Here is a 20,095-nt window from a genome sequence, read left to right as displayed (position 1 = left end):
CGTGGGTGACAGGACCAGGATCGACGATCTCGACGTGCTCAAGAACGTTGCAACGGGCATCGGGAAGATCGTCGAGGAGTTGCAAGGGCTCGACGACAAGGACAAGTACGGCTGGAGCCGAGAGGTCGTCGGTCACGAGGAGCTCACGGACCGGCTCGATGACTTTGCTGACAACTGGGACTACAAGCGGGGGAAGCTCGAAGGGGAGTTGGCCAAGCTTGCGGCCATCACGAAGGCCGCGGCCCAGGCCTACGAGCAGATAGACACCGACCTCGCCAACGCGGTCCGCGAGCAGGGGAAGAAGCCCCAGAGGCAAGGGGGATGATGTCCCGACCGAAGGACTGGTCACCGGTCGAGCTGGACTCCGACCCGGTGTCCGGGGACCCCGAGGCCGTGGCGAAGCTGGGCCGGCGGTTCCGCTCGGTGGCCGATGCCATCAGAAGACAGACCGGCAACATCGAAGCTCTCTGCGGAGTGGACGGCTGGCAGAGCGACGCCGCTGAGGAGTTCCGCAAGACGGCCGAGGGGACCGTCGGACGGCTGAAGAAGGTCCTGGACCGCTTCGAGACGGCTGCCGACCTCCTGGGCGAGCAGACGGACCGGTCGGATGAGAAGTACGCCTCCGTCCTGGCGTCCTCCCAGCAGGCGGCGGACAAGGCCCGTAATGACGCCGAGCGCGACCGCGAGGAGCGGGACCGTCTCGACAAGTCGCTCGACGCCCTGGACAAGTCCGCGGGCGACTACGAGCAGAAGAAGCACGAGCTGACCACGAAGCGGGACGAGGTCGACGGTCGTGTCCAGGACGCCATCCAGCGGGTGCACGCCGCCAAGAACGCCCGTAACCGGGCCGGTGAGAAGGCGGCCCGGGCCCTTGAGGCGCTCATCGACCACGACAAACTGAAGGACTCCACCTGGGAGAACATCAAGGGGGCGCTCAAGAGCATCGCGGACATCGCCGGCTGGGTGGCGACAGCTTGCGCCCTCGCCTCTCTCCTGGTGGGCTGGATCCCGGTGATCGGCTGGGCACTGGCGGGTGTACTGGACGCGATCGCCCTGCTTGCGACGGTGGTGTCCCTCGCCTGTCACTTGGTGCTCGTCTTCTCGGGAGACGCGAGCATCGCCGACCTGGTTCTGGACGGCGTGGCCCTGCTCACGCTCGGGCTGGGCCGCGCCGCGCTGAGCGCGGGCAAGGCGGCTGCGGCAGGCGTGCGGGGAGTGCAGACGGCGAGCCGCTCCGCCAGGGCGGACTACCTCGCCGCCAACTCGCTGTCCGGCAGATCGGTGAAGGCGGCCAACACGCTGAAAGGCAAGGCCACCAAGGTCGCGAACCAAGCCGCCGAAGAGGCGTCACGGAGACTCGCGGGCGACCTGCCGGGAGCCTTCGGGAAGCTCGGGGAGTTCAAGCACGTCCTTAATCCCAAGGTGATCTATCAGGACACGGCGGACGCCGTGAAGGGACTCAAGGACTTCAAGGACGTGGGGAAGCTCTTCGGAAAGGATGCTTGGCGGGGAGCCCGGCCCTTCGGTAATCCGGAGTGGGTCGAATCCAGCAAGGCGCTCAAAGAGGTGCCGATTCTCGGAAAGTTCGAAAGTATGGGCGGTGTGAAGTTCACCGACTATGTGCGATCCGCTGGGCAGAGGTGGCTCGGTTACACTGCCGCGGCGACCGCCATCGACGGGAACGACAAGCTCCAGGGCCTCATGGAATGGGATAATCCGTACAACAAGTGGAAGACCGCTTGGACGGCGGGTTCGTGACGGCCAGGAGGAATTCCGAGTGAGTGACGAAGCGATGTGGCAGTGCCTGATCTCTGAACCCGAAGGCAGTATCAGACTTCCCGTTGGAGAGAGTGCGGAGTTCGGGGAGTGGGCCAAGCAGGCTGCCCGGCAGTACTTGGGCGCAGACGCTCCGCGAAGCGAAGTACGCGAACTGGCCTCCGTACTGGCCCGGGTGGCGGCCACGGCTGACCTGGGTGACCCCACTTTCGCCTATGCCTACGTGATCGACGCGGCAAAAGCGTTGACCGCCGTCTACGAGGTCCACGACTACGACGGCGACGGATATCGGTCCACGAACCGTCTTCCTGATCTCCTGGAAGCCGTCCTTCCGACGTCGCCCGAGCGCCGGAGCGTGTCCGAGGTGAACCTTCCGGCCGGGCCCGGCGTCCGAGTCCAGGAACTCCTCGCGGTCGAGACCGGTTCGCTCTTCAAGAAGAAGACGATGATGGAGACGGTCACCTACGCGGTGATTCCGTCACAGGTCGACAACATCCTTGTCTTCCGGATGTCGTGGACCAACCTCGTCTTCAGCGAAGCGCTCCTGGAGTTGGCGCAGACGCTGGCCGAGTCGCTGGAGCTCGCCGAGACCAAGGAAGGGTGAGGAATGCCAGACGTCGCCGCCGACGGCCGTACCGACGGAGAAATTCTCCCTCCGAGCGACTACGGACTGCTCGTTCCGGACGGCTGGTTCAGGATTCCTCTCGAACCCGACAGCTGGAAAGCGCCCATTCGCGCACTGGCCGAGCGGGTCTTCGAGGGCCAGGACGACGCCGTGCTCCTCAAGCGGGAATTCATCAAGGCCGTAAACGCGCGTGCGGAGGAAGGTCACGAGAACGGTGGCGTCGAACTTTACATCTCGACGACCACCATCGGTCCGGTGCCGCTGTCCTCTTCGCTCCTCGTCACAGTGGTCCCGGGCGGGGAGGACGTCCGCCTCGAAGCGAAGGGCCGATCCCAGCAGATCGCCGACGTCGTTCTCCCCTTCGCAGGTCCCGCGACGATGCGGCGTACCCGTAAGGTTCCGGACGCCGAAGACCCGACCGGCAACCAACTACCCGTGACCGTGGTGGACTATGCGGTCAGTGTGCCGAACACCCGGGCGGTCCTGCTGCTCACGTTCTCGACGTCCTTGGACGTGTTCGCCGATGCCATGGTCGACTTGTTCGAGGCGGTCGCCAAGTCGCTGCACTGGAAGTGACCGTCGCAAGCCCGGCTGCCGCGGTTCTGCAGCAGCCCGCTTCGGACCGAATGCAAAGGTATCCGGATCATCTGCACGTCGACGGAAGCTCACCGGGTGCGGCATTCCAGCCAGTCGTAGATGAAGGGGACTGGTCGCGTGGAAAACTGCCTCGGTTGCGGAAGCGAAGAGTGCGATGCTGTCGCCTACAGAGCTACACGCGGATCAGGTGGATCACGCAGATCACGGGGACACGGGGACACGGGGACACGGGGAGCGGATGCGATGAGTGCGCGGCAAGTGCGGAAGATGTTCCAGTTGATGGCCAGTGGCGAGCCCGTCGAGCTCACCAACGCCTGGGCCTCCGTGAAGAAGCTCGCCCGGCTCGCCTTCGTCGCCCAGCAGTTCGGGTACGAGTACGCCGACGCCCGTCACACCGGCTCCCGCAACAACGTCCTCAAGCTGCTGATCGTGCCCGACCGCAGCCCCCAGGGGCGGGCGCGCGCCGCGCAGAACTGGGCGCAGTACCCGAACGCCGCCGACGGTGTCTCGCTGCCGCCCCTCGTGCCCGATGCCGTCGAACTCCTCAAGGCCCGGATCCAGTTCGACCTCACCGGGAAGAACGTCGAGAAGCGGATGCTGCTCGGGGCCGGTGGCATCACCCTCGGGCTGGTGCTTGCCGCGGCGCGTGCCGGCGGGAGTGCGGGTGCCTTCGTCGTCTCCGGTGTGGTGTGGGTCCTCCTCATGGCAGTCATGGGGCTCGGGTTCTTCGTCACGCGCGGGCGCAACGCCAAGTTCGCGCAGCGGCTCCAGGCCGCCGGGTTCGTGCCGGTGACGGATGAGGGCGGGCGGGTGCGGTACCTGCCGCCCGGCACGCCCATGCCCATGCTTGTGCCCATGCCCATGCCCATGCAGCCGAGCCCGATGCAGCAGCCCCAGTACCAGCCCCAGCAGCAGGCCGGTCCCTACGGCCCGTATGGCGGCCAGAGCGGTCAGGGCCCCTACGGCGGCCAACCCCCCGCCGCCTCCGCCTCCGCCTCCGCCCCCGCCCCCGGTTACGGTCAGCAGCCGCCCGTGCCCCACACCCCCGGCCCCTACGCCCCGCCGCAGCAGCCCGCCGGGCCGTACGCCGCTCCTCGGCAGCCCCCGGGTCCGTACGCCCCCGGCCCCTACCACCAGCAGACCCAGCAGCCTCCGTACCCCTCCCGCTGAGCCGCCCCCGGTCCCCGACCTCTCACCGGGCCTCCCGGCAGGGTGAGAGCAACGTTCCCTTCCGGTCACCCACAGCCACAGCGCGGAAACGACGCCTCCCTACCTTCGTGGCCTAGTCACTCGTAGCAGACCGAGCACGCGGAGCACCGTGGAGGCGTCATGACAGCCCCAGCCCCTACCTCACACAGTCGCTGGATCCAGGAGTGGGATCCGGAGGACGAGACGTTCTGGAACGCGACCGGTGAGAAGGTCGCCCGGCGGAACCTGATCTTTTCCGTCCTCTCCGAGCACATCGGGTTCTCGATCTGGACCATGTGGTCGGTTCTGGTGCTGTTCATGGGCCCGGAGTACGGGCTCACCCCGGCCGACAAGTTCCTGCTGACCTCGATGGTCACGCTCGTCGGCGCGGTCGTCCGGGTGCCGTACACCTTCGCCGTCGCGGTCTTCGGCGGCCGGAACTGGACGATCATCAGCGCCGGGCTGCTGCTCATCCCGACCGTCGCCGCGTTCGCGGTGATGAAGCCGGGGACGTCCTTCGACACGTTCCTGCTCGTGGGGCTGCTGGCCGGGATCGGCGGCGGTAACTTCGCCAGCAGCATGACCAACATCAACGCCTTCTTCCCGTTGAAGAAGAAGGGGTGGGCGCTCGGGCTGAACGCCGGTGGCGGAAACATCGGCGTGCCCGTCATCCAGCTGGTCGCCCTCGCGATCATCGGGGCGAGCGGCGGGCCGCGGGTGCTGCTCGGCATCTACATCCCGCTGATCGTCGTCGCCGCCGTCCTCGCCGCGCTCTTCATGGACAACCTCGCCACCGTGAAGAACGACACCGGCGCCGCGATCGACGCCGCCAAGGACGGCCACACCTGGATCATGTCCTTCCTCTACGTCGGGACGTTCGGGTCGTTCATCGGGTACGCCTTCGCCTTCGGGCAGGTGCTCCAGGTCCAGTTCGGCCGTACGCCGCTCCAGTCCGCCTACCTCACCTTCATCGGCCCGCTGCTCGGCTCCCTCATCCGGCCCGTCGGCGGCTGGCTCGCCGACCGGTACGGCGGGGCGCGGATCACCCTCTGGAACTACGTGGGCATGGCCACCGCCACCGCCCTCCTCGTCGTCGCCAGCATGCAGAAGTCGCTGCCGATGTTCGTGACCGTCTTCGTCGTGCTGTTCGTGCTCAGCGGGCTCGGCAACGGCTCGACGTACAAGATGATCCCCGGCATCTTCCAGGCCAAGGCCCTCGCCAAGGGCCTGCAGGGGGAGGAGGCGGCGGCTTACGGGCGGCGGCTGTCCGGGGCCTCCATGGGGCTCATCGGCGCGGTCGGCGCGCTCGGCGGCGTCGGCATCAACCTCGCCTTCCGGCAGTCCTACCTCTCCTACGGCAGCGGCACCGGCGCCTTCGTCGCCTTCCTGGTCTTCTACGGCCTGTGCTTCGCCGTCACCTGGGCCGTATACCTTCGCCGGCCGGCCGTGCGGGAGCAGGCCACGGCCGCCACTGAGGCAAAGGCGCAGCTCAGCTACGTCGAAGTGTGACGTAACACCGGTGACATCAACCCGAACCGAGCCTGTCACGCACCGTTGACAGGCTCGTTCGGCATGCGGGTCAGCTAGGAGAGCAGCGATGGCGATGGACGAGGAACAGCAGCGACCGGACCCCGGTCCGCACGGCCCTCTCGCGGGGTTCACCGTGGGGGTCACGGCCGCGCGCCGCGCCGACGAGCTCGGGGCACTGCTGCAGCGGCGCGGTGCCGCCGTGCTGCACGCCCCCGCCCTGCGCATCGTGCCGCTCGCCGACGACGGGGAGCTGCTCGCCGCCACGAAGGAGATCATCGACCAGGCGCCGGACGTGGTGGTGGCGACCACCGCGATCGGGTTCCGGGGGTGGGTCGAGGCCGCCGACGGCTGGGGCTTCGGCGAGCAGCTGCTCGGGCGGCTGCGGGACGTGGAGCTGCTGGCCCGGGGGCCCAAGGTCAAGGGGGCCATCCGGGCCGCCGGGCTGACCGAGGAGTGGTCGCCGTCGTCCGAGTCCATGGCCGAGGTGCTCGACCGGCTCCTGGAGGAGGGCGTCGACGGCCGCCGGGTCGCCGTACAGCTGCACGGTGAGCCGCTGCCGGGGTTCGTGGAGTCGCTGCGGGTGGCGGGCGCGGAGGTGGTGCCGGTGCCGGTGTACCGGTGGATGCCGCCGGAGGACCTCGGGCCGGTGGACCGGCTCCTCGACGCCGTCGTCTCCCGCTCGGTCGACGCGATCACCTTCACCAGCGCGCCCGCCGCGGCCTCGCTGATCTCGCGCGCCGAGCACCGCGGGCTGCTCGGCGACCTGCTCGCCGCCCTCGGCCACGACGTCGTCCCCGCCTGCGTCGGACCTGTGACGGCCCTGCCGCTCCAGGCCCTCGGCGTCGACACCATCCAGCCGGAACGCTTCCGGCTCGGCCCCCTCGTACAGCTGCTCTGCCAGGAACTGCCCTCGCGGGCCCGGGCGTTGCCCATCGCAGGCCACCGCGTCGAGATCCGGGGGCACGCCGTCCTCGTCGACGGCGCGCTGAAGCCGGTACCGCCGGCCGGGATGTCCCTGCTGCGGGCGCTCTCCCGGCGCCCGGGCTGGGTGGTGGCCCGCGCCGAACTGCTCCGGGCCCTGCCGGGCGCGGGCCGCGACGAGCACGCGGTGGAGACGGCGATGGCCCGCCTCCGTACGGCCCTGGGCGCGCCGAAGCTGATCCAGACCGTCGTCAAGCGGGGGTACCGGCTCGCCCTGGACCCGGCGGCGGACACGAAGTACGCGGACGTCTGAGACGGACGGCCGGTTCGGTCCGCTGCCGCCCCGTGACGGAGGCAGGTGACTCTGTTTCGCGGTGGCCGCGGCCCGGCATGATCGAGGCACCCCACAGGAACGGCTTCCGAAAGAGGTCCTCGCCGTGTTGAACACCGATTTGAACACCGATTTGGGCACCCGTTTGAACACTCATCAGGGCGGTCCGGCGTCCGGCGTGTCCGGCTCCAGGCGGCCGAGCCAGCGCAGGATCGCGTCGGACCGGCACTGCACGCCCAGCTTCGGGTACACGCGGCTCAGGTAGTTCCTGACCGTCTTCTCGGTCAGGAACATCGCACCGGCTATCTCCCGGACCCCCAGCCCGGTGGTCAGGAGTTCGACGACCTGCCGCTCGCGCCGGGTGAGCCGGCGGGCCAGATCCGGCTCCGGGCCGGCGGTCACCCGCGTCCCCCGCACCGACCGGGCCCTCACCCAGTCGGCGGCCACCGGCGAGGCCAGGATGCTCCCGCCCCGCGAGGTGTAGTGCAGGGCGACGGTGAACAGGTCCGGGCACTGCGGCTCCAGCAGGTAGCTGGCCACGCCGTGGTCCAGGGCCAGGGCCGCGTCCGCCACGTCCAGCCGCGGGGCCAGGACGGCGATGGGCGGCAGCATCCTCGGCACCACGGCACTGCTCCCCGCGCTGCTGGCGGGAGCCGTCCTCCTCGCCGACGCCAACGGCGCCCCGGCCCCGCGGTCCACCGCGCTCGGCGACATCCGGACCGTCGCCTCCGACAAGGTCAGCGACGGCACCAGCCACGACCTCTCGGCCGCCGACGCCGAGGACTTCAAGCGGGCCTACGACGGTGTCGTCGAGCGGATCCGCTGCCGGGCCGGCTCCTCCCGGCTCTACGACAACATCGTCCTGACCTCCGCGAACAACGACTACTTCGACGTCATCCTGGCCAACCGGGCGGGGGACCAGGTGAGCCTCGTGTTCAACGCCAGGAACCTGTACGTCGAGGGCTACCGCAACCTGGGCGAGAACCGCTACTACCGGTTCGGCGGGCCCGCCAACCCCTACCCGGGCGTGGTCCGCAACGACCGTGTCGTCGAGCGGAACTGGCTCAACTACGCGGACATGCAGCGTGCCGCGAGCGTCAACGACCGCGGAGTCCTGGAGATCAACCAGGGGGCCATCCGCAACGCGATCAGCAACCTCGACAACGCGACCGTCGCGAGCGAGCAGGTCCAGGCCCGGTCCATGCTGATCCTCGTCCAGGCCTTCGCCGAGGCGGCCCGGTTCGACTACATCTCCTACAACCTGGGCCAGGCCCTCGGGCAGGGCCGTGCCTGGCGCTCGGGGCGGCAGTCGGAGGTCAGCAGCAACGGCTCCAACAGCGGCGGCAGCATGATCACGGTGTCGGGCCTGGACTTCGAGAACGACTGGTCGGCCCTCTCCCAGGCGGCCGAGCGATCCACGCAGAAACGGCACCGCGCCCAACGTCCGGGTCGGCTCCGGAAGCCTGACCACGATGTCCGCCGTCGACGCCCAACTCGCCCTCGCCCTGCGCAGCTGAGCCACGCGCGGGTGAGCCATGTGCGGCCGAGCCCGTGTGCGGCTGAGCCCGTGTGCGGCGGTTCCGCGGCACGGGGGATGAGCGGACCGGCCGGCCGTCGTACGACGTTCTGGGGAGCGCAGCCGGGCAATGGGTCGTAGCGGGCGGCTTCCGGCCCGCCACTCCGGTCCGTTCCTTCCCGGGCGCGCCGGGCCGTCCCGTGCGGCCGCGCACGTGCGACGGTCCGTGCCCCGGGTCCGCGGCCGTGCGCTCTGCCGGATCTCTCCGGCCGGGCGGCACGCTGACGCCGGACCACGGCACACGGGGGGACGGAACATGACACGCTGGCAGCCCTTGCCGGCCACGCTGCCGCGCGAGGCCCGGCATCTGGTCGAGCAACTGCGGGTCCTGAAGGGCCGTACCGGACTCAGCCTCGCCGGACTCGCCCGGCGCACCGCGTACAGCAAGTCGTCCTGGCAGCGCTATCTGAACGGCGACAGACTGCCGCCGAGGGGCGCGACACAGATGCTGGGCCGACTGGCCGGCGGGGACCAGGCGCGGCTGCTGGCGCTGTGGGAGCTGGCCGAACAGGCCTGGCCGCAGGGCGCGTCGGAGCCGGCGGCGGAAGCGGCACCAGGGCCCGCCGGGCCCGCCCGGCCCGTTGAGCCTGCCAAGCCCTCCATAGGACAGCGGCGGTGGCGGACCGCCGCCCTCGCCGCGTCCGCGCTCGCCGCGCTGCTGGCCGCCGGGCTGTGGTGGGCGCTGCCCCGCAGGGCGGACGGCTCTGCGGCCGCCCGCCCAGGCGGCGTGCTCAGCCGAGCTTGTCGTAGTACGCGGTCTTCCAGGAGCCGGCGCCCTTGATCCGTACCCGGTACTTGATGCCGACCCGCTTGAAGGTGCCCTTCCGGACGCCGTTGTACGTGACGGTGCCGTTTCCGGGCGGGCCGGTGAGCCTGCTCTGGGCGGACGTCCAGGTGTCCTCGGTGACGACGCCGTCCCTGTCCGTCAGGTTGAAGTGCGCCTGCCACCACTGGGTGGCCGATTCGGTCTCGTCGCCGAACGTGCCGTCGATCTGGGCCTTCTCGAAGGGGTGCGAGATGCCGTCGTCGTCCTGCCACTGGGCGCCGTCCGCCCACAGAACGGTCTGCCACAGGGCCGTGGCGTTGCTGTTGGCGTAGTCGTCGACGCCGATCTGCTCCTCGTCCTGCCAGTCGTCGAGGACGGAGCCGCCGCCGTTGATGCCGTGGTACGAGGCGGCACTCGCGGCGGGTGCCAGAGCGATGCCCGTGGCGCCCAGCAGTACGGCCGCCGCCATCGCGACGACCCGGGTGCGCATGGTCATGAACGTGTCCTTTCTGAACCGCCGTCCCCCGGCGAGGTCCCCCCTGGGGCGGCTCGCTGTGCGTTCGCAGGAGACAGCGTCACGGCCGGGAGCGGGGGCGGCGAGGCCGGCCGGGGTATCCGGACCGAACGGGGACGGCCCGCGTTCCGGGCACCGGCGTCCCCGCCCGGAGCGGGGTCGCACGGGAACGCCGCGGAACGGCGGAACACCGGTACGAGGACTTCCGGCCGCCCGCCGCACCGGGCACTGTGAACAGAACGGTTCCCCTGTCCTAGGCGTAGGCGGTGACAGGCACATGGCACTGGGTACGGCCGCGGCCCCGTACGAGCTGCGCTTCGACGCCGGGCGGATCTGTCTCGATCTGCTCGCGACCACGCATCCCGGCGAACGGCTCGACGGGCTGGAACCGTTGCGGGCCTGGATCACCGGATCCGGGCTCGTCCCGCCGGGCACCCCGCTGGCCCACGCCGACGCCGGCTGGCTCGTCGCCTTCCGTGAACTGCGGGTACACGTGGGCCAGTCGGTACGCGGCCGGCACACGCCGATGGTCCGGCCGTACGACCTCGCGCTCGGCCGCGTCAACGACCTCGCCCGTGCCGCCGCGCCCCCGGCCCCGCGCGCCGTACCCGGCGAAGACGGACTTCTGGTGCGGGAGTTGGCCGGCCCGCCGGAGTGCGCCGCGCTGCTCGCCGCCGTCGCCCGGGACGCCGTGGAGCTGCTCACCGACCCGGTGGCCCGGGCGGCGATCAGGGAGTGCGAGGGCGACAACTGCCCCCTCGTGTACCTGGACACCTCCCGAGGGCGCAGGCGCCGCTGGTGCTCCAGCGAGGTCTGCGGGAACCGGGAGCGGGTGGCCCGGCACCGGCGCCGAGCCGCGCTCGCCCGTGCCTGAACGTGCCTGAACGTGCGTGAACACGCGTGAACGCGCGTGACCGCCGTCACCCCGCGGCTCAACTCCCGTCCTATTCGCGGCTTCTGCCGGATCTTCATCGAAGCTCCGCGAAAGTGATTTCGACAACACTTCGTTTGATGACTGGCGCGTACGGGCAACCCGGCCGCCTTCGACGTTGTGTCGGAAATGTAAAGATCACGCGGTGGGAATGTGGGGTCATGTCCCGCTCGTCATGTCACCTCGCGGAAAAATGTGGGGTCTTGTTGAACACGCCGCGAGTCACTTCCGTACCGGTGGGGGAGCGACCGACTGGGGGAACCCCCGGACACCGGAGGTGGGCGTGCGCAAGGATGCGGCCGTGGCCAATGAACGTGGATCGAGGGCCCGACATCGCATGTCCCAGCCCTCGGAGCCCGATGAGGAGCTGATGCGTGCCCTCTACCGAGAGCACGCCGGACCTCTCCTTGCGTATGTCCTTCGGCTGGTCGCCGGTGATCGGCAACGCGCCGAGGACGTCGTGCAAGAGACACTCATCCGTGCCTGGAAGAACGCCGGACAGCTCAATCGAGCTACCGGATCGGTACGCCCCTGGCTGGTGACGGTCGCTCGCCGCATCGTCATCGACGGTCACCGCAGCCGGCAGGCCCGGCCGCAGGAGGTCGATCCGTCGCCGCTGGAGGTCATCCCCGCGGAGGACGAGATCGACAAGGCGCTGTGGCTGATGACGCTGTCTGACGCGCTCGACGACCTGACCCCGGCCCACCGGGAGGTGCTCGTCGAGACGTACTTCAAGGGGCGTACCGTCAACGAGGCGGCCGAAACGCTGGGTATACCCAGCGGCACCGTGCGTTCGCGGGTGTTCTACGCCCTCAGGTCGATGAAGCTGGCTCTGGAGGAGCGGGGGGTGACGGCGTGATGAGTGTGTACGGGGGGCACGGCGGATTCGGCACAGGCGGTTCGGGTATGTCTGGTGCCATGCAGGAATCTCCGGTGCCCAATGAGCACGAGACCGTCGGCGCGTATGCGCTGGGGATTCTCGACGACGCCGAGGCAACCGCTTTCGAGGCCCATCTGGCCGGGTGCGAATGGTGCGCCCAGCAGCTCGACGAGCTGGCCGGAATGGAGCCCATGCTCGCGGCCCTGGCGGATCTGCCGGGTTCCGGAAGTACCCCGTCCATCGGCGAGTCGCTGTCCGCCAAGCCCAGCCCGCGGATGGTCGAGAAGCTCGTCGTCGAGGTCTCCGAGAAGCGGAAGGTCCGCAGCCGGCGCAACGTCTTCGCGCTGGCCGCCTCGATCGTACTGATCGCCGGCGGCTCGGCGGCCGGCGTGGCGCTGGGCAGCGGTTCGGACGGCAACAACGGCACGGACATGGCCATGGGCCCCGCCCAGGCGGCCTTCCAGACCATGACCGACAAGAAGTCGGCCACGGACCCGACGACCCACGTCAGCGCCACCGTCGCCGTCGAGAAGAAGGACTGGGGCACCCACGCGGTCCTCCAGCTCAAGAACGTCACCGGCCCGAAGAAGTGCTCGCTGATCGCCGTCGGCAAGAACGGCGAGCGCGAGACGGTGACCTCCTGGTCCGTTCCGACCTGGGGATACGGCATCACCGACGCCAAGTCGGCGAAGGCCAAGGAGCCCCTCTACGTGCACGGCGGGGCCGCCTTCACCCCCAACCAGATCGACCACTTCGAGGTCATGACCTTCGACGGCAAGAAGCTCGTCTCGGTCAGCGCGTAGCTTCAGCGGGCCCCCTTCGCGTACGGTTGACGGCTGCCCAGCACGTCAGAAGGGGGCCCGGTGGCCGCTCAGGCTCAGCAATCCGCGGTCGGCTCGTACGGCTCCGAACGGGATGCCGTACAGGACTCCGTCCAGGACTCCGCTCAGGACTCCGTTCGAGACCGTGAGATCAGCATCGAACAGGTACATCTCGACCGGGTGTACCGCCGCCTCGAGGAGAAGATCCACGAGGCGGAGTTCCTGATGAACGACGCGGCCAAACGCGGTCAGGTAGGCACGCCCGGCGCACTCGCCGAGCGGGACGCCCAGGTCTTCCGGGCCGGCGTCCACCTGAACCGGCTCAACAACGAGTTCGAGGACTTCCTCTTCGGCCGGATCGACCTGCTCCTCGGGAAGGACGGCAAGAAGGGGCCCGACGGCGCCTACACCGCCGTGGAACCCGCCGAGGGCGCGGTCCGGACCGACAACACCGCCGACATCGCCGAGACCCTGCACATCGGCCGTATCGGCGTCCTCGACCAGGACTACGCCCCGCTGGTCATCGACTGGCGGGCGCCGGCCGCCGCGCCCTTCTACAGGTCCACTCCGGTGGATCCCGGGCGTGTCGTACGACGCCGGGTCATCCGCTCCAAGGGCCGCCGGGTCCTCGGTGTCGAGGACGACCTGATGCGCCCCGAGCTGACCGCCTTCCTGGACGGCGACACGCTGCCCGTCATCGGCGACGGCGCCCTGATGGCCGCCCTCGGCCAGGCCCGCAGCCACACCATGCGGGACATCGTCGCCTCCATCCAGGCCGAGCAGGACCTGGTCATCCGCGCCCCCGCCGCCTCCGTGACCTACGTCGAGGGCGGCCCGGGGACCGGCAAGACGGCCGTCGCCCTGCACCGCGCCGCCTACCTGCTCTACCAGGACCGGCGCCGGTACGCGGGCGGCATCCTGATCGTCTCCCCGACCCCGCTCCTTGTCGCGTACACCGAAGGGGTCCTGCCCTCCCTCGGCGAGGAGGGCCAGGTCGCCATCCGGGCCATCGGCTCCCTCGTCGACGGCACCGAGGCCACCCTGTACGACACCCCGGCCACCGCCCGCGCCAAGGGCTCCTCCCGGATGCTCCGGGTGCTGCGCAAGGCCGCCCGCGGAGCCCTGGAGCTGAACGACTCACCGACCCGGCTCAGGGTCGTCGCGTTCAACCGCCGCCTGGAGCTGGAGGCCGCGGACCTGGACCGCGTCAGACACAACGTGCTGGGCGGCACGGCCCCGGTCAACCTGCTGCGCCCCCGCGCCCGCAAGCTGCTCCTGGACGCCCTGTGGAACCGCTCCGGCGCGGCCGGCCGCCACACCGACCCGGAACTCGCCGCCGAACTGCGCTCCTCCTTCGACGAGGACATCGTCACGGAGGACTCCTTCATCGAGTTCCTCGACGCCTGGTGGCCCGAGCTCACCCCGCAGACCGTCCTCACGGCCATGACCGACGAGAGGCGCCTCGGCCGCTGGGCCCGCCGGATCCTCAACCCCGGCGAGATCCGCCGGGTGGCCCGCTCCCTGAAGCGGGACGGCCACACCGTCCACGACATCGCCATGCTGGACGAACTCCAGGCCATCCTCGGCACCCCCGCCCGCCCGAAGCGGAAGCGCGAGGCGGACCCGCTGGACCAGCTCACCGGCCTGGAGGAGCTGATGCCGGTGCGCGAGGAGTCGCAGCGCGAGCGCGCCGAGCGGCTCGCCCAGGAGCGCGTCGAGTACGCCCACGTCATCGTCGACGAGGCGCAGGACCTCACCCCGATGCAGTGGCGGATGGTCGGCCGCCGCGGCCGGCACGCCACCTGGACGGTCGTCGGCGACCCGGCCCAGTCCTCCTGGTCCGACCCGGACGAGGCGGCCGAGGCCCGCGACGAGGCCCTCGGCAGCCGCCCGCGCCGCCGCTTCGAGCTCACCGTGAACTACCGCAACCCGGCCGAGATCGCCGAACTGGCCGCGAAGGTCCTGGCCCTCGCCATGCCCGGCTCCAAGTCCCCCTCGGCCGTCCGCTCCACCGGCGTCGAGCCCCGCTTCCTGGTCGTGCGCGACTCGCTGGAGAAGACCGTGCGCGCCGAGGCCGAGCGGTTGCTGGACCTGGTCGACGGCACGGTCGGCGTGGTCGTCGCCATGGACCGGCGCGCCGAGGCCGCCCGCTGGCTGGCCGGGCTCGGCGACCGGGTGGTGGCCCTCGGCAGCCTGGAGGCCAAGGGCCTGGAGTACGACGCCACGGTCGTCGTCTCGCCCGCGGAGATCGCCGACGAGTCGCCGGCCGGGCTGCGGGTGCTGTACGTGGCCCTCACCCGGGCGACGCAGCAGCTGACGGTGGTTTCGGGCGAGCGCGACGAACCGGACGCGGCGGGGGTCCCGGACCTGCTCAGGGAGTGACGGCAGGGCGGACGGCAGGGCCGGTGGCAGGGTCTGCGTCAGGGTGGGTGTCAGGCCCGTTCGGCTGGAGGTTTTCTGTGAACTCCCCGGACGGGAATGGCTCCGCGGGATCTGTTTGTTAGCCTTGTCGTGACACCGGCTCGATCCAAGCCCCCGGGCCCAACCTTCGTCGCTGCGAGCGACCACTTGCCGCGAGGCGAGCATGGCGGGCCGGTGTCATGAACGTAGAGAGAGGCCCACGTCACCGTGTGACGTGGGCCTCTTTTCTGCGCGAACAATACGCACGCAATCAGGCCCGGCTAACGCCTACCCGGCGGTAGGTGCGACGATCGGACGGCAAAACCAGCGACACGGTGAAACAACGAAGGAAGTCGGCCATGGCAACGGCGCCCAGCGTCTCCTACTCGATGACCATCCGGTTGGAGGTGCCCGCGAGCGGAACCGCCGTCTCGCAGCTCACCACCGCCGTGGAGTCCTCCGGAGGCTCGGTCACCGGCCTCGACGTCACCGCGTCCGGCCATGAGAAGCTCCGTATCGACGTCACCATCGCGGCCAGTTCGACCGCCCACGCCGACCAGATCGTCGGGCAGCTCCGCGAGATCGAGGGCGTCACCCTCGGCAAGGTCTCGGACCGTACGTTCCTCATGCACCTCGGCGGCAAGATCGAGATGCAGTCCAAGCACCCCATCCGCAACCGTGACGACCTCTCCATGATCTACACCCCGGGCGTGGCCCGTGTGTGCATGGCGATCGCGGAGAACCCCGAGGACGCGCGCCGCCTCACCATCAAGCGCAACTCCGTTGCGGTCGTGACGGACGGCTCCGCGGTGCTGGGCCTCGGCAACATCGGCCCGAAGGCCGCGCTGCCCGTCATGGAGGGCAAGGCCGCCCTCTTCAAGCGCTTCGCCGGCATCGACGCCTGGCCCCTCTGCCTCGACACCCAGGACACCGACGCGATCGTCGAGATCGTCAAGGCGATCGCCCCCGGCTTCGCCGGCATCAACCTGGAAGACATCTCGGCCCCGCGCTGCTTCGAGATCGAGGCCCGGCTGCGCGAGGCCCTCGACATCCCCGTCTTCCACGACGACCAGCACGGCACCGCGATCGTCGTCCTCGCCGCCCTGACGAACGCACTTCGCGTCGCGGGCAAGGCGATTGAGAACATCCGGGTCGTCATGTCCGGCGCCGGCGCGGCCGGTACCGCCATCCTCAAACTGCTGCTCGCGGCCGGCCTGAAGAACGCCGTCGTCGCCGACATCCACGGTGTCGTGCACTCCGCCCGCGAGGACCTCGTCGACGCCCCGGCCGACTCGCCGCTGCGCTGGATCGCCGACAACACCAACCCCGAGAACCTGACCGGCACCCTCAAGGAGGCCGTGCGCGGCGCCGACGTCTTCATCGGCGTCTCCGCCCCGAACGTCCTCGACGGCGCCGACGTGGCCGCCATGGGCGAGGGTGCGATTGTGTTCGCACTCGCGAACCCTGACCCCGAGGTGGACCCGGCGATCGCCCGCCAGACGGCCGCCGTGGTGGCCACCGGCCGCTCCGACTTCCCGAACCAGATCAACAACGTGCTGGTCTTTCCGGGTGTCTTCCGCGGCCTCCTGGACGCGCAGTCCCGTACGGTGAACACCGACATGATGCTCGCGGCCGCGAAGGCCCTCGCCGACGTGGTCACCGAGGACGAGCTGAACCCGAACTACATCATCCCGAGCGTCTTCAACGAGAAGGTCGCGGGAGCGGTGGCGGGCGCGGTGCGAGAGGCCGCGAAGGGCGCGTAGCGCCCCGTAGGGGCGCGGGGAACTGCGCGAGCAACCCCCACCGGCCGGGCAGCCGAAACACCACGCGAGACGCATGATGCGGGGGTCTGGGGGCGGCAGCCCCCAGGCAAACGTTTGTGAAACTTGCCACGCCATCCGACCGGCGCGTCGTGAAACCCCTCCTTCGGCCCACCCGTAGGGTATTGGCGGCACCCGGATTGGCGTTCCCGCCGCAGGTGGGGGCAGGATGCGTCCCGGCCCAACATGCGGCTCCGCCGCGTGGCACGCCTCAATGGCAAGAAGAACACGGGAGTAACAACATGAACCGCAGTGAGCTGGTGGCCGCGCTGGCCGACCGTGCCGAGGTGACTCGCAAGGACGCCGACGCCGTGCTGGCCGCTTTCGCCGATGTCGTCGGCGACATCGTCTCCAAGGGCGACGAGAAGGTCACCATCCCCGGCTTCCTGACCTTCGAGCGCACCCACCGTGCCGCTCGCACCGCGCGAAACCCGCAGACCGGCGAGCCGATCAACATCCCCGCCGGCTTCAGCGTGAAGGTCTCCGCGGGCTCGAAGCTGAAGGAATCCGCGAAGGGCAAGTGAGCCGAAGGGCGCGGCCTGAGCGCCGTGGGTGACTGCGGGCCCGTCGTGGCTGGCCGCGCAGTTCCCCGCGCCCCTTCGGGGCGCGTCCGCCGACGCCGCCGAACATGACGATGGGGCGGCCCCTCCACCAGGGGCCGCCCCATCGTCGTACCGTCTCCTGCGGGCGTCAGCCGAGTGCCTTGCCCGGCAGTTCTGCCTTCGCGCCGAGTTCCACGAGCTTCTCCATGCTGTGTCTATCCGGGGGACGACCCCCGGACCCCCGGCCGGAGGGTGTTGTCCCGGGCCGGGGCCAGGAGATGGCGGTCAGCCGAGTGCCTTGCCCGGCAGTTCCACCTTCGCGCCGAGTTCCACGAGCTTCTCCATGAAGTTCTCGTAGCCGCGGTTGATGAGGTCGATGCCGTGGACGCGGGAGGTGCCCTGGGCCGCGAGGGCCGCGATGAGGTAGGAGAAGCCGCCGCGGAGGTCGGGGATGACCAGGTCGGCGCCCTGGAGCTTGGTCGGGCCGGAGACGACCGCGGAGTGCAGGAAGTTGCGCTGGCCGAAGCGGCAGGCCGAGCCGCCCAGGCACTCGCGGTAGAGCTGGATGTGAGCACCCATCTGGTTCAGCGCGGAGGTGAAGCCGAGGCGGGACTCGTAGACCGTCTCGTGGACGATGGAGAGGCCCGTGGCCTGGGTCAGGGCCACGACGAGCGGCTGCTGCCAGTCGGTCTGGAAGCCCGGGTGCACGTCCGTCTCCAGGGCGATGGACTTCAGCTGGCCGCCCGGGTGCCAGAACCGGATGCCCTCGTCGTCGATCTCGAAGGCACCGCCCACCTTCCGGTAGGTGTTCAGGAACGTCATCATCGAGCGCTGCTGGGCGCCCCGGACGTAGATGTCGCCCTCGGTCGCCAGCGCCGCCGACGCCCAGGACGCGGCCTCCAGACGGTCCGACAGGGCCCGGTGGGTGTAGCCGCCGAGCTTGTCCACGCCGGTGATGCGGATCGTGCGGTCGGTGTCGATCGCGATGATCGCGCCCATCTTCTGCAGCACGCAGATGAGGTCCTCGATCTCCGGCTCGACGGCCGCGTTCGACAACTCCGTGACGCCCTCGGCGAGTACGGCCGTCAGCAGCACCTGCTCGGTCGCGCCGACGGACGGGTACGGCAGCTGGATCTTCGTGCCGCGCAGCCCCTTCGGCGCCTCCAGGTACTGGCCGTCCGCACGCTTCTCGATGGTCGCGCCGAACTGCCGCAGCACGTCGAAGTGGAAGTCGATCGGCCGGCCGCCGATGTCGCAGCCGCCCAGGCCCGGGATGAAGGCGTGGCCGAGCCGGTGCAGCAGCGGGCCGCAGAAGAGGATCGGGATCCGGCTGGACCCCGCGTGGGCGTCGATGTCGGCGACGTTCGCGCTCTCCACGTACGTCGGATCGAGCACCAGCTCACCGGGCTCCTCGCCCGGACGCACCGTCACCCCGTGCAGCTGCAGCAGGCCGCGCACCACCCGCACGTCACGGATGTCCGGAACGTTGCGCAGCCGACTGGGTGCACTGCCCAGCAGGGCGGCGACCATGGCCTTCGGTACGAGGTTCTTCGCACCGCGGACCCGGATCTCGCCCTCCAGCGGGGTGCCGCCGTGGACAAGCAGGACATCGTCGTTGACGGTCATGAATCTCGCGTTCCATGGAGTTGGGCAGGGCCGGAGAGACAGAGTAATCGCCCATCGGCCCACTCCCGTAAGCCCAAGGACCACCCAGCTGCGTCATAGCTGTGTCACAACACGAACGGTGCCTATCCGGACACATGGGGTCACCGCCCGTCACCGTGCGCCGGGGGCGCTCCCTTCCGCCCTGAGCTGCATTCACCCGTGGACCCTGATTGGCTCCCCACGGGAGAGGAAGATGCGGGATCATGTCTGGCATGACCGAGGTGTCCTCGCTCACAGGGCGGCTGCTCGTGGCCACGCCCGCCCTGGCGGACCCGAACTTCGACCGTGCGGTGGTGCTCCTTCTCGACCACGACGAGGAGGGCTCCCTCGGTGTCGTCCTCAACCGCCCCACCCCGGTGGACGTCGGCGACATCCTGGAGGGCTGGGCCTCCCTCGCCGGCGAGCCGGGGGTCGTCTTCCAGGGCGGCCCGGTGTCCCTGGACTCCGCGCTCGGCGTGGCGGTCATCCCCGGCGGGGCGAACGGCGACCGCGCCCCGCTCGGCTGGCGCCGGGTGCACGGCGCGATCGGCCTGGTCGACCTGGAGGCCCCGCCGGAACTGCTCGCCTCGGCCCTCGGCTCCCTGCGGATCTTCGCCGGTTACGCCGGCTGGGGCCCCGGCCAGTTGGAGGACGAACTGGTCGAGGGCGCCTGGTACGTCGTCGAGTCCGAACCCGGCGACGTCTCCTCGCCGTCCCCCGAAAGGCTCTGGCGCGAGGTCCTCCGCCGCCAGCGCAACGAGCTCGCGATGGTCGCCACATACCCGGACGACCCCTCGCTCAACTGACCGTCGGCCTTCTCGCAACCGTTGTCCGGGCGCTTCAGTACCCTTGGCACTTATGAGCACTCTTGAGCCCGAGCGCGGGACTGGTACGGGGACCCTCGTAGAACCGACGCCGCAGGTGTCCCACGGCGACGGCGACCACGAGCGCTTCGCCCACTACGTCCAGAAGGACAAGATCATGGCGAGCGCGCTCGACGGCACCCCCGTCGTGGCGCTGTGCGGCAAGGTGTGGGTGCCCGGCCGCGACCCGAAGAAGTACCCCGTGTGTCCCATGTGCAAGGAGATCTACGAGTCCATGGGCGCCGGCGGCGACGGCGAGGGCCAGGACAAGTAACCCGCCGGTCCGACAGCTCGGCTCTCCGAGGCCCCGGGCGCGCTTTGGCGTGCTCCGGGGCCTTTGTCATGTCCGCGCGTTGCACGGAGTGCGTCG

General features: G+C 70.0%; 20 protein-coding genes. 17 read left to right on the top strand and 3 right to left on the bottom strand.

What is annotated here, in order from left to right:
* The first annotated feature begins 1 nt into the window (after nt 1).
* The 7 genes from ACFWPS_RS19410 (at nt 2) to ACFWPS_RS19380 (ending at nt 6,950) form a co-directional block, all read left to right on the top strand.
* Nucleotides 2–325: a hypothetical protein gene (locus tag ACFWPS_RS19410; protein ID WP_383706623.1), complete on the top strand. Its 324-nt coding sequence runs from the start codon at nt 2–4 to the stop codon at nt 323–325.
* On the top strand, nt 325–1,758 hold the full coding sequence (locus tag ACFWPS_RS19405; RefSeq protein WP_383706621.1) for a putative T7SS-secreted protein: 1,434 nt from the start codon (nt 325–327) through the stop codon (nt 1,756–1,758). Before ACFWPS_RS19410 ends, ACFWPS_RS19405 begins: the two co-directional genes overlap by 1 nt.
* Nucleotides 1,759–1,777: 19 nt before the next feature.
* Nucleotides 1,778–2,380, top strand: coding sequence for a hypothetical protein (locus ACFWPS_RS19400; protein WP_383706619.1), 603 nt, complete (start codon nt 1,778–1,780; stop codon nt 2,378–2,380).
* A gap of 3 nt (nt 2,381–2,383) precedes the next feature.
* Nucleotides 2,384–2,977 (top strand): hypothetical protein, encoded by a 594-nt coding sequence (locus tag ACFWPS_RS19395; protein ID WP_383706617.1) that lies wholly within the window; start codon nt 2,384–2,386, stop codon nt 2,975–2,977.
* A 264-nt stretch (nt 2,978–3,241) separates the two neighbouring features.
* Nucleotides 3,242–4,168 carry a hypothetical protein gene (locus ACFWPS_RS19390; protein WP_383706616.1) on the top strand — a complete coding sequence of 309 codons (927 nt, stop codon included), beginning with the start codon at nt 3,242–3,244 and terminating at the stop codon, nt 4,166–4,168.
* A gap of 159 nt (nt 4,169–4,327) precedes the next feature.
* A complete protein-coding gene (locus ACFWPS_RS19385) occupies nt 4,328–5,695 on the top strand; it encodes a nitrate/nitrite transporter (protein WP_383706614.1) in 1,368 nt (455 codons plus the stop codon).
* A 94-nt stretch (nt 5,696–5,789) separates the two neighbouring features.
* Nucleotides 5,790–6,950, top strand: a complete 1,161-nt coding sequence (locus ACFWPS_RS19380; RefSeq protein WP_383706767.1) for a uroporphyrinogen-III synthase — start codon at nt 5,790–5,792, stop codon at nt 6,948–6,950.
* 174 nt (nt 6,951–7,124) lie between these two features.
* On the opposite strand, the gene ACFWPS_RS19375 is transcribed toward ACFWPS_RS19380, so the two are convergent.
* Nucleotides 7,125–7,580, bottom strand: a complete 456-nt coding sequence (locus tag ACFWPS_RS19375; protein WP_383706612.1) for a LuxR C-terminal-related transcriptional regulator — start codon at nt 7,578–7,580, stop codon at nt 7,125–7,127.
* Between ACFWPS_RS19375 and ACFWPS_RS19370 the strand changes: the two genes are divergently transcribed.
* Nucleotides 7,567–8,625, top strand: coding sequence for a ribosome-inactivating family protein (locus ACFWPS_RS19370; RefSeq protein ID WP_383706610.1), 1,059 nt, complete (start codon nt 7,567–7,569; stop codon nt 8,623–8,625). The genes ACFWPS_RS19375 and ACFWPS_RS19370 overlap by 14 nt on opposite strands.
* A gap of 175 nt (nt 8,626–8,800) precedes the next feature.
* A complete protein-coding gene (locus ACFWPS_RS19365) occupies nt 8,801–9,325 on the top strand; it encodes a helix-turn-helix domain-containing protein (protein ID WP_383706608.1) in 525 nt (174 codons plus the stop codon).
* On the opposite strand, the gene ACFWPS_RS19360 is transcribed toward ACFWPS_RS19365, so the two are convergent.
* Nucleotides 9,276–9,806: a peptidoglycan-binding protein gene (locus ACFWPS_RS19360; RefSeq protein WP_383706606.1), complete on the bottom strand. Its 531-nt coding sequence runs from the start codon at nt 9,804–9,806 to the stop codon at nt 9,276–9,278. The two genes, ACFWPS_RS19365 and ACFWPS_RS19360, sit on opposite strands and share 50 nt — an antisense overlap.
* 295 nt (nt 9,807–10,101) lie before the next feature.
* Between ACFWPS_RS19360 and ACFWPS_RS19355 the strand changes: the two genes are divergently transcribed.
* The 6 genes from ACFWPS_RS19355 to ACFWPS_RS19330 all read left to right on the top strand — a co-directional run bounded on the left by ACFWPS_RS19355 (nt 10,102) and on the right by ACFWPS_RS19330 (nt 17,200).
* On the top strand, nt 10,102–10,698 hold the full coding sequence (locus ACFWPS_RS19355; protein ID WP_383706604.1) for a CGNR zinc finger domain-containing protein: 597 nt from the start codon (nt 10,102–10,104) through the stop codon (nt 10,696–10,698).
* Between the two features lie 394 nt (nt 10,699–11,092).
* Nucleotides 11,093–11,614 carry a sigma-70 family RNA polymerase sigma factor gene (locus ACFWPS_RS19350; protein ID WP_010039908.1) on the top strand — a complete coding sequence of 174 codons (522 nt, stop codon included), beginning with the start codon at nt 11,093–11,095 and terminating at the stop codon, nt 11,612–11,614.
* Entirely contained in the window at nt 11,614–12,438 is an 825-nt protein-coding gene (locus ACFWPS_RS19345; protein WP_383706602.1) for an anti-sigma factor family protein, read from the top strand. The genes ACFWPS_RS19350 and ACFWPS_RS19345 overlap by 1 nt, the downstream gene beginning before the upstream one ends.
* A 60-nt stretch (nt 12,439–12,498) precedes the next feature.
* Complete coding sequence (locus tag ACFWPS_RS19340) at nt 12,499–14,838, top strand: HelD family protein (protein ID WP_383706600.1); 2,340 nt, start codon at nt 12,499–12,501, stop codon at nt 14,836–14,838.
* 377 nt (nt 14,839–15,215) lie between these two features.
* On the top strand, nt 15,216–16,619 hold the full coding sequence (locus tag ACFWPS_RS19335) for an NAD-dependent malic enzyme (RefSeq protein WP_383706598.1): 1,404 nt from the start codon (nt 15,216–15,218) through the stop codon (nt 16,617–16,619).
* Nucleotides 16,620–16,918: 299 nt separating this feature from the next.
* Nucleotides 16,919–17,200 (top strand): HU family DNA-binding protein, encoded by a 282-nt coding sequence (locus tag ACFWPS_RS19330; RefSeq protein ID WP_189268239.1) that lies wholly within the window; start codon nt 16,919–16,921, stop codon nt 17,198–17,200.
* Nucleotides 17,201–17,503: 303 nt separating this feature from the next.
* Here ACFWPS_RS19330 and murA read toward each other — a convergent pair whose 3' ends face one another.
* Nucleotides 17,504–18,844 carry a UDP-N-acetylglucosamine 1-carboxyvinyltransferase gene (gene murA, locus ACFWPS_RS19325; protein WP_383706596.1) on the bottom strand — a complete coding sequence of 447 codons (1,341 nt, stop codon included), beginning with the start codon at nt 18,842–18,844 and terminating at the stop codon, nt 17,504–17,506.
* 251 nt (nt 18,845–19,095) lie between these two features.
* Between murA and ACFWPS_RS19320 the strand changes: the two genes are divergently transcribed.
* On the top strand, nt 19,096–19,668 hold the full coding sequence (locus ACFWPS_RS19320) for a YqgE/AlgH family protein (RefSeq protein WP_217545775.1): 573 nt from the start codon (nt 19,096–19,098) through the stop codon (nt 19,666–19,668).
* 52 nt (nt 19,669–19,720) lie between these two features.
* Complete coding sequence (locus ACFWPS_RS19315) at nt 19,721–19,999, top strand: DUF3039 domain-containing protein (RefSeq protein ID WP_351718250.1); 279 nt, start codon at nt 19,721–19,723, stop codon at nt 19,997–19,999.
* Nucleotides 20,000–20,095 lie beyond the last annotated feature (96 nt).

The organism is Streptomyces sp. NPDC058457, from assembly GCF_042720695.1.
In the GTDB taxonomy this organism is placed as follows: Bacteria; Actinomycetota; Actinomycetes; order Streptomycetales; family Streptomycetaceae; genus Streptomyces.
This window is presented reverse-complemented; position numbering and strand designations above follow the sequence as displayed.

Coding starts and splice junctions, on each gene's coding strand:
- ACFWPS_RS19330 (WP_189268239.1), top strand. CDS start 16,919: ATGAACCGCAGTGAGCTGGTGGCCGCGCTGGCCGACCGTGCCGAGGTG.
- ACFWPS_RS19335 (WP_383706598.1), top strand. CDS start 15,216: ATGGCAACGGCGCCCAGCGTCTCCTACTCGATGACCATCCGGTTGGAG.
- ACFWPS_RS19385 (WP_383706614.1), top strand. CDS start 4,328: ATGACAGCCCCAGCCCCTACCTCACACAGTCGCTGGATCCAGGAGTGG.
- ACFWPS_RS19370 (WP_383706610.1), top strand. CDS start 7,567: ATGGGCGGCAGCATCCTCGGCACCACGGCACTGCTCCCCGCGCTGCTG.
- ACFWPS_RS19375 (WP_383706612.1), bottom strand. CDS start 7,580: ATGCTGCCGCCCATCGCCGTCCTGGCCCCGCGGCTGGACGTGGCGGAC.
- ACFWPS_RS19380 (WP_383706767.1), top strand. CDS start 5,790: ATGGACGAGGAACAGCAGCGACCGGACCCCGGTCCGCACGGCCCTCTC.
- ACFWPS_RS19320 (WP_217545775.1), top strand. CDS start 19,096: ATGACCGAGGTGTCCTCGCTCACAGGGCGGCTGCTCGTGGCCACGCCC.
- ACFWPS_RS19405 (WP_383706621.1), top strand. CDS start 325: ATGTCCCGACCGAAGGACTGGTCACCGGTCGAGCTGGACTCCGACCCG.
- ACFWPS_RS19355 (WP_383706604.1), top strand. CDS start 10,102: ATGGCACTGGGTACGGCCGCGGCCCCGTACGAGCTGCGCTTCGACGCC.
- ACFWPS_RS19390 (WP_383706616.1), top strand. CDS start 3,242: ATGAGTGCGCGGCAAGTGCGGAAGATGTTCCAGTTGATGGCCAGTGGC.
- ACFWPS_RS19345 (WP_383706602.1), top strand. CDS start 11,614: ATGAGTGTGTACGGGGGGCACGGCGGATTCGGCACAGGCGGTTCGGGT.
- ACFWPS_RS19365 (WP_383706608.1), top strand. CDS start 8,801: ATGACACGCTGGCAGCCCTTGCCGGCCACGCTGCCGCGCGAGGCCCGG.
- ACFWPS_RS19315 (WP_351718250.1), top strand. CDS start 19,721: ATGAGCACTCTTGAGCCCGAGCGCGGGACTGGTACGGGGACCCTCGTA.
- ACFWPS_RS19360 (WP_383706606.1), bottom strand. CDS start 9,806: ATGACCATGCGCACCCGGGTCGTCGCGATGGCGGCGGCCGTACTGCTG.
- murA (WP_383706596.1), bottom strand. CDS start 18,844: ATGACCGTCAACGACGATGTCCTGCTTGTCCACGGCGGCACCCCGCTG.
- ACFWPS_RS19395 (WP_383706617.1), top strand. CDS start 2,384: ATGCCAGACGTCGCCGCCGACGGCCGTACCGACGGAGAAATTCTCCCT.
- ACFWPS_RS19350 (WP_010039908.1), top strand. CDS start 11,093: ATGTCCCAGCCCTCGGAGCCCGATGAGGAGCTGATGCGTGCCCTCTAC.